Below are 15,112 nucleotides of genomic sequence, written 5' to 3'. Positions count from 1 at the left end.
GCCTGTTGTGCCTGTTGGCGGTCTGGCTGTCGTTGGCTTTGGGGCCGGTCAGCCTGCCGCTGTTCGACACCCTGCGTGCCGGCCTGCGCCTGCTGGGGCTGCCGATTGCGGCTGACGGCCTGCAACAGGCCGAGATGATCCTGGGCCAGATCCGTCTGCCGCGTACCCTGTTGGGGTTGGCGGTGGGCGCGGTGCTGGCGCTGTCCGGTGTGGCCATGCAGGGGCTGTTCCGTAACCCGCTGGCCGACCCAGGGCTGGTGGGGGTGGCCGCCGGGGCTGCGATGGGGGCTGCGGTCGCCATTGTCGGCGGTGCCTGGTTTGGCGGCATGCCGGAGGCCTTCGCGCCCTATTTGCTGTCCTTTTGCGCGTTTGTCGGGGGGCTTGGGGTAACCGCGCTGGTTTACCGCCTGGGGCGGCGCGATGGTCAGACCAACGTGGCCACGATGCTGCTGGCCGGTGTGGCCATGACCGCGCTGGGCGGCGCGGCGGTGGGGCTGTTCTCTTACCTGGCCGACGACGCTACCCTGCGCACCCTGACGTTCTGGAACCTCGGCAGTCTGAATGGTGCCAGCTACGAGCGGCTGTGGCCGTTGCTGCTGGTGGCCGCGGGTGTGGCGGTGTGGTTGCCACGCCGGGCCAAGGCGCTGAATGCGCTGTTGTTGGGTGAGTCGGAGGCACGCCACCTGGGCGTTGATGTCGAGCGGCTCAAGCGTGAGCTGGTGTTCTGCACGGCGCTGGGGGTGGGGGCAGCGGTGGCTGCCGCTGGATTGATCGGATTCATCGGCCTGGTGGTGCCACACCTGGTGCGCTTGCTGGCCGGGCCTGATCACCGGGTGGTGCTGCCGGCTTCGTTGCTGGCGGGCGGCGTGCTGATGCTGTTCGCCGACCTGGCCGCGCGGCTGCTGCTGGCGCCTGCCGAGTTGCCGATCGGTATCGTCACGGCCTTTATCGGTGCGCCGTTCTTCCTGTTCTTGCTGATAAGAGGGCGCAGCTGATGTTGCAAGTGGAAGGGCTGCACCTGCGGCGGGGCAGCAACGAGGTGCTGCACGACATTCACCTGCAACTGAGCCCGGGGCAGGTTGTGGGTGTGCTAGGCCCCAACGGTGCCGGCAAAAGCAGCCTGTTGGGGGTGTTGTGTGGCGAACTGGCGCCGGACCGTGGGCAGGTAACGCTACAGGGACGGCCATTGGCTGACTGGGGTGGGCAGGAGCGTGCCAGGCGCCTGGCGGTGCTGCCGCAGGTGTCCAGCCTGGGCTTCTCGTTCCGGGTCGAAGAGGTTGTGAGCATGGGGCGTATGCCGCATGGCACTGGGCAGCGGCGCGATGCAGAAATTGTCGAGGCGGCCTTGCAGGCTGCAGATGCCTGGCATCTGGTGGATCGCAGTTACCTGGCCTTATCGGGAGGTGAGCGGCAGCGAGTGCACCTGGCCCGCGTGCTGGCGCAGTTGTGGCCGGGCGAAGAGGGCACCACGCTGCTGCTCGACGAGCCGACCTCGATGCTCGACCCGCTGCACCAGCACACAACGCTGGAGTCTGTACGCCGCTTCGCCGACCGCGGCGCCGCAGTGCTGGTGATCCTGCACGACTTGAACCTGGCGGCGCGTTACTGTGACCGTATCCTGTTGCTGGAACAGGGGCGCTGCCATGCCTTTGCCACGCCCGAGGCGGTGTTGACACCCGCAGCGTTGAAAGCGGTATACGGTATTGACGTGCTGGTGCAGGCGCACCCGGAGCGTGGGCACCCACTGATCATCACCCGCTAGGAGGCATTGCCGATGCGTCATCTGCTGCTGTCTGGTCTCATGCTATGCCTGATGCTGTCACTGGGTGGCTGCCAGGCCAGCTTGCCGCCATTACCCGACTGGCAGAGCAGTGAAGGGCGCACGCATGCCGAGTTGGGGCACATCATCGACCTTGCCAGTGGTCAGGTGATCAGTCCTGAGCAGCTGGTGCAGCACTTGGCGGAGGCTCCCCGAGTAATGGTGGGCGAGAAGCACGACAACCCCGATCATCATGCGCTGCAGCTTTGGCTGCTACGCGCTTTGCACGCTCGGCGCGCGCAAGGCAGCCTCTTGCTGGAAATGCTGCAGCCCGAGCAGCAACCGCTGGTCGACAAGGTGCAGGCGCATGCTGTGCCGGCAGACTTGCCCAAGGCCCTGGCGTGGCAAGAGGGTTGGGACTGGACGTTGTACGGGCCGATCGTGCGTGAGGCCTTGCAGCAGCGCGTGCCGCTGCTGGCGGCCAACCTGTCGCCTGGCGAGATGCGCCAGGCTTATCGGCAGCCCGCTTCGTTAAAGGGTGATAAGTCCAATGCGCCTACGGTAAAGGCTGCGTTGCTGGAGCAAGTGCGCGCTGGGCACTGCGGGATGCTGCCTGAAAGCCAGTTGCCAGCGATGCTGGCTGTGCAGCAACAGCGCGACCGGCGCATGGCCGAGCGCTTGCTGGCGGCACCGCAGCCGGCGTTGCTGTTCGCAGGGGCCTACCACGCGCGCAAGGACTTGGGCGTGCCGTTGCATCTGGCTGATCTGGGCGCATCGGGGGAGAGCAAGGTACTGCTGCTTACCGAGGTGGGCGAGCAGGTTGAGCCAGGCGAGGCGGATTACGTGTGGTACACGGCGGCGATGCCGGAGCAGGACTATTGCGCGCAGTTTCGTCAGTAATGTGAGCGGTGACCGGGTCACGCCAGGCGACACAAAACCTACAGGCAAAAAAAGACCCGGCAAATTGCCGGGTCAATAACCGTGATTAGCCTGATGAGGAGATAATCTGAGAGTCCGAACCAGGGGCTCTTAGCTTATCCAACCAGTCTCGCGACCAGTTGTGATAATCATAACAATTCTCATTTAGCCGTCAATCCCCTTTTCACGATTATTTTGGATTTTTTTGCGAAGGGTTCTTCGCGTCGAGTTGTTGGTTGAGGGCTTCTTTGCGTTCGAGCGGCAAATCGTTCCAGTGCATGTCCAGCAGGGCGCCTTCAATGGCATACAACAGCACCTTTGATGCGCGAAACCCTCGTGTCTTCACGGCCTGGTATGCACCCACCGCGCCCAGGCGGCGCAGATCCGATGCACTGTGGATGCCGGCTGCGTGCAGCCACTGCGCAGAGGTCTTGCCAAGGTTCTTCAGATGCTGCAATTCATCGTTCATCGAGCCTCCTTGCGATGGCTGAACGGGTCTGGGGGATAAATCGCGAGCAGGTCAGAGAGGAGTGTAGCGGGGGTTGGGAAATGCGCGGCCTTTTGCCATCGGGGGTGACGAGATGTGCTGTACCGGGCTCCACGGGCAAGCCCGCGAAGGGGCCGGTACAGGAAAGTGCTGAGCTTAGAGCCCAGGCAAGCGCTGGCGAATCTGCTCGATCACCTGGTCCATGCTGCCGGCGGTCTGGGTATCGACCTGGGTGCTTTGCACAAGCTCCTGCGCATCCAGCGGCTCACGGCTGGCCTGTTGGGCCTTGACCACTTCCAGCGTGGCATCCGACGGGTCGCTGTTCTGCGCCTGGCGCTGCTCCAGCCAGCTGGCGATGACCGCATCCGGGGCGTGGCAGTCGAGAATCAGGAATGGCACACCGGTCTGGCTGGCAACGTCGGCCGCAGCCTGGCGCTGCCCACGCTTGAGGTAGGTGGCATCCAGTACCACCGGGAAACCGGCACGCAGCACGGTTGCCGCCACTTCGTGCAGGCGCTGGTAGGTCGCTACATTGGCGTCCTGGCCATAGATACCGGTGCTCAGCTGGCCAGCGTCGGCGTGCTGTTGTTCGCCGAACAGGCGCTTGCGCTCGACATCAGAGCGCACGCGAATGGCGCCCAAGGCCTCCACCAGGCGCATTGCTACATGGCTCTTGCCCACTGCCGAAACGCCGTGGGTGATGGCCAGGAGACGCGAAGGAATGGCGCTGTAGCTTTCTGCCAGGTTGGCGTAGTTGCGGTAGGTGCGCAGGGTGGTGGCCCGTTGCACGCCATCGGCATTGGCCGGCATGCTGAACAGCGCGACCTTGGCCCGTACCAGGGCGCGATAGGCTTTGTAGAAGTTGAGCACTTCCAGGCCTTCATAATCGCCTGTCAGCTCCAGGTACTGGCTGATGAAGCGTCGTGCCAGGCACTTGAGGCCGCGATCTTCCAGGTCCATGGCAAGGAAGCCGGTGTCGGCCCAGACATCGGTCTTGCGGAACGGTTCGTTGAACTCGATGCAGTCGAAGATCACCACCTGGCCATTGATCAGGGTGGCGTTGCCCAGATGGATGTCGCCATGGCACTCGCGGGTGAAACCATTGGCCTTGCGCGAAGCGAACAGGCCTTGCAGCCGCTCGAAACTGCTCCGTGCCCAAGCCTGCAGGTTGTCCAGTTGCTGAAGGTCCGCCTTCTCGGTGAGGAATGGGCGGATCTGCTCGAAGTTCTGCTCGACCGGAGCCATGACGCTTTCAGGCGATCCGAAAGGCTGCTCGGCAGGTACCTTGGGGGTCTGCAGGTGGAACTCGGCGATTTGCCGGGCCATCTGGTCGATGTGCGCGGCATTCAGTTCGCCGTTGGCCTGCAGGGTGCTGAGCATCTGCCCCTGGGGGAACTGGCGCATCTTCAGCGCGTATTCGATGGCCTCGCCTTCGCCACCGATCTGCGGCGCATCGACGCTGCCGGTGACCGGCAGTACTTCCAGGTACAGGCCGTCGGTCATGCGCTGGTTCAGGCGCAACTCTTCGTTACAGAAATGCTGGCGCTGGTCCAGGCTGGTGAAGTCGAGGAAGCCGAAGTTCATAGGCTTCTTGATCTTGTAGGCGTACTCGCCGGTGAGCAGCACCCAGGAGATATGCGTCTCGATGAGCTGGAACCCATCCACAGGGTGAGGGTACAGGGCTGGGTTCTGCAACGCAGTGATAAGGGCTTGGCTCACGGGAAATCCATCCGGGGCAGGGAATTCGAATGCGCCATTATGGTCAATGGTGCCGTCCCTGCCTACCGCCGGGCCGTCTGCCCAGCCTTTATAAAGTGCGTATAATCCGCCGCCATGACCCGAACCCGAAATCCCCGTACCCCTCCGAAACGCCCGACTGGCCGCTCCCGCGCCTGGCTGGGCTGGGCTTTGAAGCTCAGCCTGGTAGGCCTGGTGATCGTTGCCGGCTTCGCGGTTTACCTCGATGCCGTTGTGCAGGAGAAGTTCTCCGGCAAGCGCTGGACCATCCCGGCCAAGGTGTATGCCCGGCCACTGGAGTTGTTCACCGGCCAGAAACTGAGCAAGAACGACTTCCTCACCGAACTCGATGCGCTCGGCTACCGCCGTGAGAGCGCGGCCAACGGCCCGGGTGCCGCGGCGATCAACGGTAATACCGTCGACCTCAATACCCGTGGCTTCCAGTTCTACGAGGGCATGGAGCCGGCGCAGTTCGTTCGCGTGCGCTTCTCGGGCGATTACGTGGCGGGCCTTTCCGGTGCCAACGGCAAGGCACTGGATGTGGTGCGCCTGGAGCCGCTGATGATTGGCGGTATCTACCCGAAAAACCTCGAAGACCGCATCCTGATCAAGATCGACCAGGTGCCCAAGTACCTGCTCGAAACCCTGGTGGCGACCGAAGACCGCGACTTCTACAGCCACTTTGGCGTGTCGCCCAAGTCCATCGCCCGGGCCATGTGGGTCAATACCTCCTCCGGCTCCATGCGCCAGGGTGGCAGTACCCTGACCCAGCAATTGGTGAAAAACTTCTACCTCAGCAGCGAGCGCAGCCTCAGCCGCAAGCTGACCGAGGCGATGATGGCGGTGCTGCTGGAGCTGCACTACGACAAGCGCGAAATCCTGGAGGCTTACCTCAACGAGGTGTTCGTCGGTCAGGACGGCCAGCGTGCCGTGCATGGCTTCGGCCTCGCCAGCCAGTTCTTCTTCAGCCAGCCGCTGTCGGAGCTGAAACTGCACCAGATCGCCTTGCTGGTGGGTATGGTCAAAGGCCCGTCCTACTACAACCCGCGGCGTTACCCTGACCGCGCACTGGCCCGCCGCAACCTGGTGCTGGACCTTGTGGCCGAGCAAGGCGTGGCCAGCCAGGCAGAAGTCGATGCAGCGAAGAAGATGCCGCTGGGCGTGACCAAGCGTGGCAGCCTGGCTGACAGCTCGTTCCCGGCCTTCCTCGACCTGGTCAAGCGCCAGTTGCGCCAGGACTACCGCGACGAAGACTTGACCGAGGAAGGGCTGCGTATCTTCACCAGCTTCGACCCGATCCTGCAGATGAAGGCCGAAACCTCGATGAGTGAGACCTTCAAGCGCCTGGCGGGGCGCAAGGGTGCTGACGAGGTGGAGTCGGCAATGGTCGTGACCAACCCGGAAACCGGTGAAGTCCAAGCCCTGATCGGCAGCCGCCAGGCAGGCTTCGCCGGTTTCAACCGGGCCATCGACGCTGTGCGCCCGATCGGCTCGCTGGTCAAGCCGTCGGTGTACCTGACGGCGCTGGAACAGCCGAGCAAGTACACCCTGACCAGCTGGGTGCAGGACGAGCCATTCTCGGTCAAAGGTGCCGACGGCCAGGTCTGGCGCCCGCAAAACTATGACCGCCGCCCGCACGGGACCATCTACCTGTATCAGGGGTTGGCCAACTCGTACAACTTGTCGACCGCCAAGCTCGGCCTGGAAGTGGGCGTGCCCAACGTGATCAAGACCATCGGCCGTCTGGGGGTGAATGTCGACTGGCCAGCCTTCCCGGCCATGCTGCTGGGTGCCGGCGGCATGTCGCCGATGCAGGTTGCGACCATGTACCAGACCATCGCCAACGGCGGCTTCAATACACCGATGCGCGGTATCCGCAGCGTGCTCACTGCCGAAGGCGAGCCGCTCAAGCGCTACCCGTTCCAGATCCAGCAAACCTTCGACCCAGGCGCCATCTATCTGGTGCAGAACGCCATGCAGCGGGTGATGCGTGAAGGTACCGGCCGATCGGTGTACAACACCCTGCCGCGCTCGCTGACCCTGGCGGGCAAGACCGGTACCAGTAACGACTCGCGCGACAGCTGGTTCTCCGGCTTCAGCCAGGACCTGCTGGCCGTGGTGTGGATGGGCCGTGACGATAACGGCAAAACGCCATTTACCGGTGCCACCGGTGCCCTGCAGGTCTGGACCAGCTTCATGAAGAAGGCCGACCCGCTGCCGCTGGACATGCCGCAGCCGGACAACGTGGTGCAGGCCTGGATCGACCCGTACACGGGTCATGGGTCTGATGCCAGCTGTCCGGGAGCGGTGCAGATGCCGTATATTCGCGGCAGTGAGCCGCCCGCCGGCGCGACCTGTGGCGGCGAGCAGGACCCAGTCGAATCGGTCATGGACTGGGTCAAGGGCTGGATGAACTAAGCACAGGCTGCATTGATGAGGTGTGACGTGAACAAGTGGCTGTTTCCTGCCGTGACGGCGCTGGCAGTGCTCCAGGGGTGCTCCAGCGTCCCGCGCGGCAATATTCCGGTGGTCGATTCGAGCACCCGCGTGTCCAACAGCGAACGCGTGACAGCCAACCGCTCGGCGGGTGGCTATAACACGGGCACCGCCCAGGCGCAGACGCTACCCGAGGATTCTGGCGTCACCGTGATGATCCCGCAGGGCGCTGGCGCCTCGGGCATCCAGACGTTCCCGGCGGCCAATGGTGCGGCGCCCATCAGCACCTCGCCGATCACGCCTGGCCCGATTACCCCGGGGCCGGTAAGTTCGGCGCCAATGACCACCAATCCAAACCCGATCGCCGACGAACCGTTTGACATCGCCGCGATGAACAGCACCCCGCAAAGCACCAGCGCGCCAACCGGCATTCCGCGCAGCAGCGCTGCTGGCGGCCTGTCGGCAGACGAGCAACTGGACGGCCCGGTACTGGCATTGCTGACTACCGCCAAGACCCAGCAGGGCAGTGGCGACTTCAACGGCGCCGCGTCCAGCCTGGAGCGTGCCCAACGCATTGCCCCGCGCGAGCCGCAGGTGTTGTACCGCCTCGCCCAGGTGCGCCTGTCGCAGGGTGATGCGGCTCAGGCCGAGCAGCTGGCGCGCCGCGCGCTCACTTACGCCAACGGCCGCCCAAGCCTGCAGGCCGAGCTGTGGAACACCATCGCCCAGGCCCGTGAAAAGCAGGGTGACAGCGCGGGTGCCGCACTGGCCCGGCAAAAAGCGCGGGTCAATTCGTGATGATCGAGCAACGCATTCTGGACATTGCCGACCACCTGTTGCTGATCGAGCGAGAGCTGCAGGTGCAAGGCTGGTGGGATGACGAACCGCCAAGCGACGAGGCATTGGCCAGTACCGTGCCGTTCGCCGTCGATACCCTCAGTTTCGAGCAATGGCTGCAATGGATCTTCCTGCCCCGCATGAAGATCATCATCGAGCTGGGCCACCCGCTGCCCAACGCGTCGAGCATTCTCGTCATGGCCGAAACCGTGTTTACCGACCGCCCGGAGCAAAGTCGTGAGCTTCGCCGCCTGTTGGCAGCTTTTGACCAATTGATCGCTCCTTCCGCCTGATTTCTTCAGTTTTTCCTTCAAGGGCCGCAGATTGTGGCCCTTTTTTTTGGAAATCTTATTAATTCTGCTGCTGAAGCGATTTTTAGTGGTGGCAGGAATTCATCTTGGGGAAAAATTGGCAATAATTTTTCTTGACTTGTTGGCGCCGAATCACAAGAATCCAACTTCCGCTGTAGAGGGACTGCCAGAAGCAGACCCGCTAAGCAGATCATGAGGTGCACACCCGCGCCGACCTGTTACACCCCGCAACGCGTTACCTCGCGCTGGGTGGGAAAACCCCGCAACACTCTGGGGCGCTCCCAATACTTGCTCAGTCAGTGCTGACGTTCGCTCATGCTCTGCTTGGCAGTAAACCTATTAAGACCCGTCCAGTGAGGGCGGTATTCTGGCGTTTTAGAGGTGAACAACGTGGAGCTTTTATCTGGCGCTGAGATGGTCGTCCGCTTCTTGCGTGACGAAGGCGTTAAGCACATCTACGGGTACCCTGGTGGTGCTCTCCTGCATGTTTACGACGCACTGTTCAAAGAACCGGAAGTGGAACACATCCTGGTTCGTCACGAGCAGGCGGCAACCCATATGGCGGACGGCTACGCCCGCGCCACCGGCAAGGCCGGTGTGGTGCTGGTAACCTCCGGCCCGGGCGCGACCAATGCCATTACCGGCATTGCCACTGCCTACATGGACTCCATTCCGATGGTCATCCTGTCCGGCCAGGTGCCTAGCACCATGGTGGGTACCGATGCCTTCCAGGAAACCGACATGATCGGTATCTCGCGGCCGATCGTGAAGCACAGCTTCATGATCAAGAACCCGACCGAGATCCCGGAAGTTCTGAAAAAAGCGTTCTACCTGGCGCAATCCGGTCGCCCAGGTCCAGTCGTGGTCGACATTCCAAAAGACATGACCAACCCGGCTGAGAAGTTCGAATACGTCTACCCGAAAAAGGTCAAGCTGCGCTCCTACAGCCCGGCGGTCCGTGGCCACTCCGGCCAGATCCGCAAGGCTGCCGAAATGCTGCTGGCGGCCAAGCGCCCGATCGTCTACTCCGGTGGTGGCGTGATCCTCGGCGGTGGCTCCGAAGCCCTGACCGAAATCGCCAAGTCGTTGAACCTGCCGGTCACCAATACCCTGATGGGCCTCGGTGGCTTCCCGGGTACCGACCGCCAGTTCCTCGGCATGCTCGGCATGCACGGCAGCTACACCGCCAACATGGCCATGCACAATGCCGACGTGATCCTTGCCGTGGGCGCGCGTTTTGACGACCGCGTTGTAAACGGCCCGGCCAAGTTCTGCCCGAACGCCAAGATCATCCACATCGACATCGACCCGGCGTCGATCTCCAAGATGATCAAGGCCGACGTGCCAATCGTAGGGCCGGTCGACAGCGTGCTCAGCGAAATGCTCGGCATCCTCAAGGAAATCGGCGAGCAGCCTGACAAGGTTGCGCTGGATGCCTGGTGGAAGCAGATCGACGAATGGCGTGGCAATGGCGAGCTGTTCCCTTACGACAAGGGCGACGGCAACGTCATCAAGCCGCAGAAAGTCATCGAGACCCTGTGCGAAGTGACCCATGGCGATGCCTTCGTCACCTCCGACGTGGGCCAGCACCAGATGTTCGCGGCGCAGTACTACCGCTTCAACAAGCCGAACCGCTGGATCAACTCCGGCGGCCTGGGCACCATGGGCTTCGGCTTCCCGGCGGCGATGGGCGTCAAGCTCAACTTCCCGGACCAGGACGTAGCCTGCGTGACCGGCGAAGGCAGCATCCAGATGAACATCCAGGAGCTGTCCACCTGCATGCAGTACGGCCTGCCGGTGAAGATCGTCAACCTGAACAACGGTGTGTTGGGCATGGTTCGCCAGTGGCAGGACATGGCCTACAACGGTCGTCACTCGCACTCGTACGTCGAATCGCTGCCTGACTTCATCAAGCTGGCCGAGGCCTATGGCCATGTGGGTATCCGCATCACCAGCCTGAAGGACCTCAAGCCGAAGCTGGAAGAAGCGTTTGCGATGAAGGACCGCTTGGTGTTCATCGACATCGCGGTTGACCGCAGTGAGCACGTCTATCCGATGCAGATCAAGGATGGCTCGATGCGTGACATGTGGCTGAGCAAGACGGAGCGTACCTGATATGCGGCACATCATTTCCCTGCTGCTGGAAAACGAACCCGGTGCTCTGTCCCGCGTGGTCGGCCTGTTCTCCCAGCGCAACTACAACATTGAAAGCCTGACCGTGGCGCCGACCGAAGACCCGACCCTGTCGCGTCTGACGCTGACCACCGTTGGCCATGACGAAGTGATCGAGCAGATCACCAAGAACCTGAACAAGCTGGTCGAAGTGGTCAAGCTTGTCGACCTGTCGGAAAGCGCTCACATCGAGCGTGAACTGATGCTGGTCAAGGTCAAGGCCACCGGTGCCCAGCGCGCCGAGATCAAGCGCACCACGGATATCTTCCGTGGCCAGATCGTCGACGTGACCGCCAGCGTGTACACCGTACAGCTGAGCGGTACCAGCGACAAACTGGACAGCTTCATCCAGGCGATCGGCACTGCATCGATTCTCGAAACCGTGCGCAGCGGCGTTACCGGCATTGCCCGTGGCGACAAAGTGCTCAGCATCTAAATTCAAAAATTAGCGATGGCTCCGCAGGGGCCGAGATATAACCAGGGGTATTTTCATGAAAGTTTTCTACGATAAAGACTGCGACCTTTCCATCATCCAGGGCAAGAAAGTCGCCATCATCGGTTATGGCTCCCAGGGCCACGCTCAGGCGTGCAACCTGAAGGACTCCGGTGTAGACGTTACCGTCGGTCTGCGTAAAGGTTCGGCTACCGTTGCCAAGGCTGAAGCCCACGGCCTGAAAGTTGCTGACGTTGCTACCGCTGTCGCTGCGGCTGACCTGGTGATGATCCTGACCCCGGACGAGTTCCAGGGCGCGCTGTACAAGAACGAGATCGAGCCGAACATCAAGAAGGGCGCTACCCTGGCCTTCTCCCACGGCTTCTCGATCCACTACAACCAGGTTGTTCCGCGTGCCGACCTCGACGTGATCATGATCGCGCCGAAGGCCCCGGGCCACACCGTTCGCTCCGAGTTCGTCAAAGGCGGCGGCATCCCTGACCTGATCGCTATCTACCAGGACGCCTCGGGCAACGCCAAGAACGTCGCCCTGTCCTACGCTTCGGGCGTTGGCGGTGGCCGTACCGGCATCATCGAAACCACCTTCAAGGACGAGACCGAAACCGACCTGTTCGGTGAGCAGGCTGTTCTGTGCGGCGGTACCGTCGAGCTGGTCAAAGCCGGTTTCGAAACCCTGGTAGAAGCTGGCTACGCGCCAGAAATGGCCTACTTCGAGTGCTTGCACGAGCTGAAGCTGATCGTTGACCTCATGTACGAAGGCGGCATCGCCAACATGAACTACTCGATCTCCAACAACGCCGAATACGGTGAGTACGTCACTGGCCCGGAAGTCATCAACGAAGAATCCCGCAAGGCTATGCGCAACGCCCTGAAGCGCATCCAGGACGGCGAATACGCGAAGATGTTCATCTCCGAAGGTGCTACCAACTACCCATCGATGACCGCCAAGCGCCGCAACAACGCCGCTCACGGCATCGAAATCATCGGCGAGCAACTGCGTTCGATGATGCCGTGGATCTCGGCTAACAAAATCGTCGACAAGACCAAGAACTAAGTCTTATCGAAAGATTAAAAACGCGGCTTCGGCCGCGTTTTTTCGTTCTGGCAGTCCGCTTCTGGTATAAAGCAGACCAGTGGCCTGCCGTCAGAACCTGTTTCGCAGGCCCGTGTCGAACATTTTCCATCCTGTTGCAAGGTACCCTCCATGAGCGAACGTCCCGAAGAGCCGAACAAGCCCTCCGACGCCGAAAGCCTGCTACCTGTCGATGAGCACGTTGAAGAAGGGCATGACGCTGAAGGGCGCAAGGTGCGCCACCGCGGCATCTACCTGCTGCCCAACCTGTTTACCACCGCCAACCTGTTTGCCGGTTTCTATTCCATCATCAGCTCGATGAGTGCGCAGAGCGCCCTGAGTGCCGGTGACCCGCGTGAGGCGAGCAAATACTTCGCCTTTGCCGCCATCGCCATCTTCGTGGCCATGGTGCTCGACGGCCTGGATGGCCGCGTTGCGCGCATGACCAATACCCAGAGTGCCTTCGGCGCCGAGTACGACTCGCTGTCGGACATGGTTGCCTTCGGCGTGGCCCCGGCCTTGCTGGCCTTCGGCTGGGCGCTGGGTGACATGGGCAAGGTCGGCTGGATGGTCGCCTTCATCTATGTGGCCGGTGCAGCACTGCGCCTGGCACGCTTCAATACCCAGGTCGGCACCGCCGACAAACGCTACTTCATTGGCCTGGCCAGCCCGGCTGCGGCGGGTGTGGTGGCAGGTACCGTGTGGGCGTTCAGCGACTACGGCATCCAGGGCTCCAAGCTGTCGTTCCTGGTGGCGCTGTTGGTAGCGGCTGCCGGCATGCTGATGGTCAGTAACATCAAGTACAACAGCTTCAAGGAACTGGACCTCAAAGGGCGCGTACCGTTCGTGGCCATCTTGGCGGTGGTGCTGGTGTTTGCCGTGGTGTTCAGCGACCCACCGCGCATCCTGCTGCTGATCTTCCTCGCCTATGCTGCATCGGGGCCGATCCAGTTCCTGTTGAAGGCGCGCCGGCGCAAAGCGTAAAAAAGCGCTTAATGCTGGAATAACCCTCCGGCTCCATAGTCTTACTGGTACATCCGTTATCCAGTGCTGTGGAGCCGCCCATGCTCATCAAGCTTCCCAGGTCTTCCGAGTGCAAGGCGTCGGAGATCACCCCCGAAGGCATCTACCTTTCCCGTCGCACCCTGCTGGGTGGCTCGTTGGCCGGCCTGGCGCTGGGTGCATTGCCGCGCATGGGGCTGGCGGCAGAGCCCAGTCGATATACCGATGTCGAGGCGGGCAAGGCGCCAGGCTGGTTCAGTGACAAGCTTTCTTCTGCTCACTGGCAGGCTGTGACGGTGCAGGGGGAGGCGATCACGCCTTTCAAGGATGCCACCCACTACAACAACTTCTATGAATTCGGCCCCGACAAGGGCGACCCGGCGGCAAATGGCGACAGCCTGCAGACCGAGCCGTGGTCGGTTGTAGTGGATGGTGAGGTAGGTAAGCCAGGCCGCTATGCGCTGGAAGACTTCGTTAAACCCTATCAGCTTGAAGAGCGCATCTACCGGTTGCGTTGCGTCGAAGCCTGGTCGATGGTCATTCCCTGGCTGGGCATTCCCTTGGCGCAGGTGCTCAAGCAGGTCGAGCCGACTTCGAAGGCGCGCTACGTGCGCTTCGAGACATTGAAAGACCCTCAGCATATGCCGGGGCAGCGCTCCGGGTTCGCCCTGATCGACTGGCCTTATAGAGAGGGGTTGCGGCTGGATGAGGCAATGCACCCGCTGGCGATCCTCGCGGTGGGCATGTATGGGCGGGTGTTGCCCAACCAGAATGGTGCGCCGTTGCGGTTGGTGGTGCCCTGGAAGTATGGCTTCAAGAGTATCAAGTCGATCGTGCGCATCAGCCTGGTGGCTGAACAGCCCGGCACCACTTGGCAAGGGTTGGCGCCGGATGAGTATGGCTTTTATGCCAACGTGAACCCGACGGTCGACCACCCGCGCTGGACCCAGGCGCGTGAGCGGCGGTTGCCCAGCGGGTTGTTCAGCCCCAATGTGCGCGAAACACAAATGTTCAATGGCTACGCTGATGAAGTGGCCTCACTGTACAGCGGGCTAGATCTGCGGAAGAACTATTGATGCGCTATCCCTGGTTTCGCCTGGCCATCTTCGTTGTGGGGTGCCTGTTCCCGGCGTGGTGGTTGTATGAGGCGGCGATGAATCTGCTGGGGCCGGACCCCGGCAAGATCATGATGGATCGTCTTGGGCTCGGGGCGCTCACTTTCCTGCTGGTGACCTTGAGCATGACGCCGCTACAGAAGCTGACAGGCTGGGCGGGCTGGGTCGTGGTGCGTCGGCAGCTGGGGCTGTGGGTGTTTGCTTACATCGTGCTGCACATCCTGGCCTACCTGTTCTTTATTCTGGGGCTGGATTGGGGGCAACTGGCGGTGGAGCTGCGTAAGCGGCCTTACATTATTGTGGGGGCGCTGGGGTTCCTCGGCTTGCTGGCCTTGGCGGTGACCTCGAATCGCTATAGCCAGAGGCGGTTGGGGGCCAGGTGGAAGAAGTTGCACCGGTTGGTGTACGTGATTCTTGGCTTGGGGTTGCTGCACTTTTTGTGGATCGTGCGCTCGGACCTCAGGGAATGGGCGATCTATGCAGGGGTTGGCGCTTTACTGATGCTGCTGCGTATTCCGGCTATTGCGCGGGCTCTGCCCAGGTTCGCCCGTGGGCGGGGTAGGGCAGTTTGAAACATTTCTGAAATTAAGGGTTGACGCGCTTTCGAATCCCCTTATAATGCGCCCCACTTCCAGCGACATCGGAACGAAAAACTCCTTGAGATTCAATGGGTTAACTAGTTAAGGTGAAGTTGAAAGGGCTACGGTCGAATGATCGCAAGCGGTTGAAATGGTGGTTGACAGCGGTTTTAAACGCTGTATGATTCGCCTCCCGCTACGAGAGGTCGCAGCGAGCCAAGTGTTTGAAGCTAG

General features: G+C 61.8%; 14 protein-coding genes. 12 read left to right on the top strand and 2 right to left on the bottom strand.

Translation table 11 applies throughout. From position 1 onward, the window contains the following. The first annotated feature begins 11 nt into the window (after nucleotides 1–11). From A0O30_RS26395 to A0O30_RS26385, 3 genes are read left to right on the top strand one after another with little or no spacing between them, the layout of a single operon-like run. Entirely contained in the window at nucleotides 12–995 is a 984-nt protein-coding gene (locus tag A0O30_RS26395; protein WP_161751379.1) for an iron ABC transporter permease, read from the top strand. Further along, nucleotides 995–1,762 (top strand): heme ABC transporter ATP-binding protein, encoded by a 768-nt coding sequence (locus A0O30_RS26390; protein ID WP_028699679.1) that lies wholly within the window; start codon nucleotides 995–997, stop codon nucleotides 1,760–1,762. Before A0O30_RS26395 ends, A0O30_RS26390 begins: the two co-directional genes overlap by 1 nt. A 12-nt stretch (nucleotides 1,763–1,774) precedes the next feature. Continuing rightward, complete coding sequence (locus A0O30_RS26385) at nucleotides 1,775–2,659, top strand: ChaN family lipoprotein (protein WP_105948674.1); 885 nt, start codon at nucleotides 1,775–1,777, stop codon at nucleotides 2,657–2,659. A 208-nt stretch (nucleotides 2,660–2,867) separates the two neighbouring features. On the opposite strand, the gene A0O30_RS26380 is transcribed toward A0O30_RS26385, so the two are convergent. Both A0O30_RS26380 and A0O30_RS26375 read right to left on the bottom strand, forming a co-directional pair. Then, on the bottom strand, nucleotides 2,868–3,146 hold the full coding sequence (locus A0O30_RS26380; RefSeq protein ID WP_060498420.1) for a TfoX/Sxy family protein: 279 nt from the start codon (nucleotides 3,144–3,146) through the stop codon (nucleotides 2,868–2,870). 174 nt (nucleotides 3,147–3,320) lie between these two features. Further along, nucleotides 3,321–4,883 (bottom strand): bifunctional aminoglycoside phosphotransferase/ATP-binding protein, encoded by a 1,563-nt coding sequence (locus A0O30_RS26375; protein ID WP_105948673.1) that lies wholly within the window; start codon nucleotides 4,881–4,883, stop codon nucleotides 3,321–3,323. 114 nt (nucleotides 4,884–4,997) lie between these two features. Here A0O30_RS26375 and mrcB point away from each other — a divergent pair, with 114 nt between their 5' ends. From mrcB to msrQ, 9 genes are all read left to right on the top strand, one after another. After that, nucleotides 4,998–7,319, top strand: a complete 2,322-nt coding sequence (gene mrcB / locus A0O30_RS26370; RefSeq protein ID WP_105948672.1) for a penicillin-binding protein 1B — start codon at nucleotides 4,998–5,000, stop codon at nucleotides 7,317–7,319. 15 nt (nucleotides 7,320–7,334) lie between these two features. Next, on the top strand, nucleotides 7,335–8,135 hold the full coding sequence (locus A0O30_RS26365) for a M48 family metallopeptidase (protein ID WP_105948671.1): 801 nt from the start codon (nucleotides 7,335–7,337) through the stop codon (nucleotides 8,133–8,135). Then, entirely contained in the window at nucleotides 8,135–8,467 is a 333-nt protein-coding gene (locus A0O30_RS26360; protein ID WP_019099850.1) for a YqcC family protein, read from the top strand. Before A0O30_RS26365 ends, A0O30_RS26360 begins: the two co-directional genes overlap by 1 nt. A gap of 408 nt (nucleotides 8,468–8,875) precedes the next feature. Then, a complete protein-coding gene (locus A0O30_RS26355; protein ID WP_060498430.1) occupies nucleotides 8,876–10,600 on the top strand; it encodes an acetolactate synthase 3 large subunit in 1,725 nt (574 codons plus the stop codon). 1 nt (nucleotide 10,601) lies between these two features. After that, a complete protein-coding gene (ilvN, locus tag A0O30_RS26350) occupies nucleotides 10,602–11,093 on the top strand; it encodes an acetolactate synthase small subunit (protein ID WP_003250040.1) in 492 nt (163 codons plus the stop codon). A 55-nt stretch (nucleotides 11,094–11,148) separates the two neighbouring features. Next, entirely contained in the window at nucleotides 11,149–12,165 is a 1,017-nt protein-coding gene (ilvC, locus tag A0O30_RS26345) for a ketol-acid reductoisomerase (RefSeq protein ID WP_003250043.1), read from the top strand. Nucleotides 12,166–12,315: 150 nt separating this feature from the next. Further along, nucleotides 12,316–13,167 (top strand): CDP-diacylglycerol--serine O-phosphatidyltransferase, encoded by an 852-nt coding sequence (gene pssA / locus A0O30_RS26340; protein ID WP_003250045.1) that lies wholly within the window; start codon nucleotides 12,316–12,318, stop codon nucleotides 13,165–13,167. A gap of 80 nt (nucleotides 13,168–13,247) precedes the next feature. Next, on the top strand, nucleotides 13,248–14,261 hold the full coding sequence (gene msrP / locus A0O30_RS26335) for a protein-methionine-sulfoxide reductase catalytic subunit MsrP (RefSeq protein WP_105948670.1): 1,014 nt from the start codon (nucleotides 13,248–13,250) through the stop codon (nucleotides 14,259–14,261). Beyond that, on the top strand, nucleotides 14,261–14,872 hold the full coding sequence (gene msrQ / locus A0O30_RS26330; protein ID WP_105948669.1) for a protein-methionine-sulfoxide reductase heme-binding subunit MsrQ: 612 nt from the start codon (nucleotides 14,261–14,263) through the stop codon (nucleotides 14,870–14,872). Before msrP ends, msrQ begins: the two co-directional genes overlap by 1 nt. The last annotated feature ends 240 nt before the right edge of the window (nucleotides 14,873–15,112 follow it).

This window comes from Pseudomonas sp. LLC-1, from assembly GCF_002992185.1.
Classification (GTDB): Bacteria; Pseudomonadota; Gammaproteobacteria; order Pseudomonadales; family Pseudomonadaceae; genus Aquipseudomonas; species Aquipseudomonas monteilii.
The sequence above is the reverse complement of the archived record's forward strand: the minus strand, read 5'-3'. Positions and strand labels throughout refer to the sequence as shown.

What these genes read in the sequence shown, in the direction of transcription:
- A0O30_RS26385 (WP_105948674.1), top strand. Translation starts at nt 1,775, where the DNA reads ATGCGTCATCTGCTGCTGTCTGGTCTCATGCTATGCCTGATGCTGTCA.
- A0O30_RS26360 (WP_019099850.1), top strand. Translation starts at nt 8,135, where the DNA reads ATGATCGAGCAACGCATTCTGGACATTGCCGACCACCTGTTGCTGATC.
- msrQ (WP_105948669.1), top strand. Translation starts at nt 14,261, where the DNA reads ATGCGCTATCCCTGGTTTCGCCTGGCCATCTTCGTTGTGGGGTGCCTG.
- A0O30_RS26380 (WP_060498420.1), bottom strand. Translation starts at nt 3,146, where the DNA reads ATGAACGATGAATTGCAGCATCTGAAGAACCTTGGCAAGACCTCTGCG.
- mrcB (WP_105948672.1), top strand. Translation starts at nt 4,998, where the DNA reads ATGACCCGAACCCGAAATCCCCGTACCCCTCCGAAACGCCCGACTGGC.
- ilvC (WP_003250043.1), top strand. Translation starts at nt 11,149, where the DNA reads ATGAAAGTTTTCTACGATAAAGACTGCGACCTTTCCATCATCCAGGGC.
- A0O30_RS26365 (WP_105948671.1), top strand. Translation starts at nt 7,335, where the DNA reads ATGAGGTGTGACGTGAACAAGTGGCTGTTTCCTGCCGTGACGGCGCTG.
- A0O30_RS26390 (WP_028699679.1), top strand. Translation starts at nt 995, where the DNA reads ATGTTGCAAGTGGAAGGGCTGCACCTGCGGCGGGGCAGCAACGAGGTG.
- pssA (WP_003250045.1), top strand. Translation starts at nt 12,316, where the DNA reads ATGAGCGAACGTCCCGAAGAGCCGAACAAGCCCTCCGACGCCGAAAGC.
- ilvN (WP_003250040.1), top strand. Translation starts at nt 10,602, where the DNA reads ATGCGGCACATCATTTCCCTGCTGCTGGAAAACGAACCCGGTGCTCTG.
- msrP (WP_105948670.1), top strand. Translation starts at nt 13,248, where the DNA reads ATGCTCATCAAGCTTCCCAGGTCTTCCGAGTGCAAGGCGTCGGAGATC.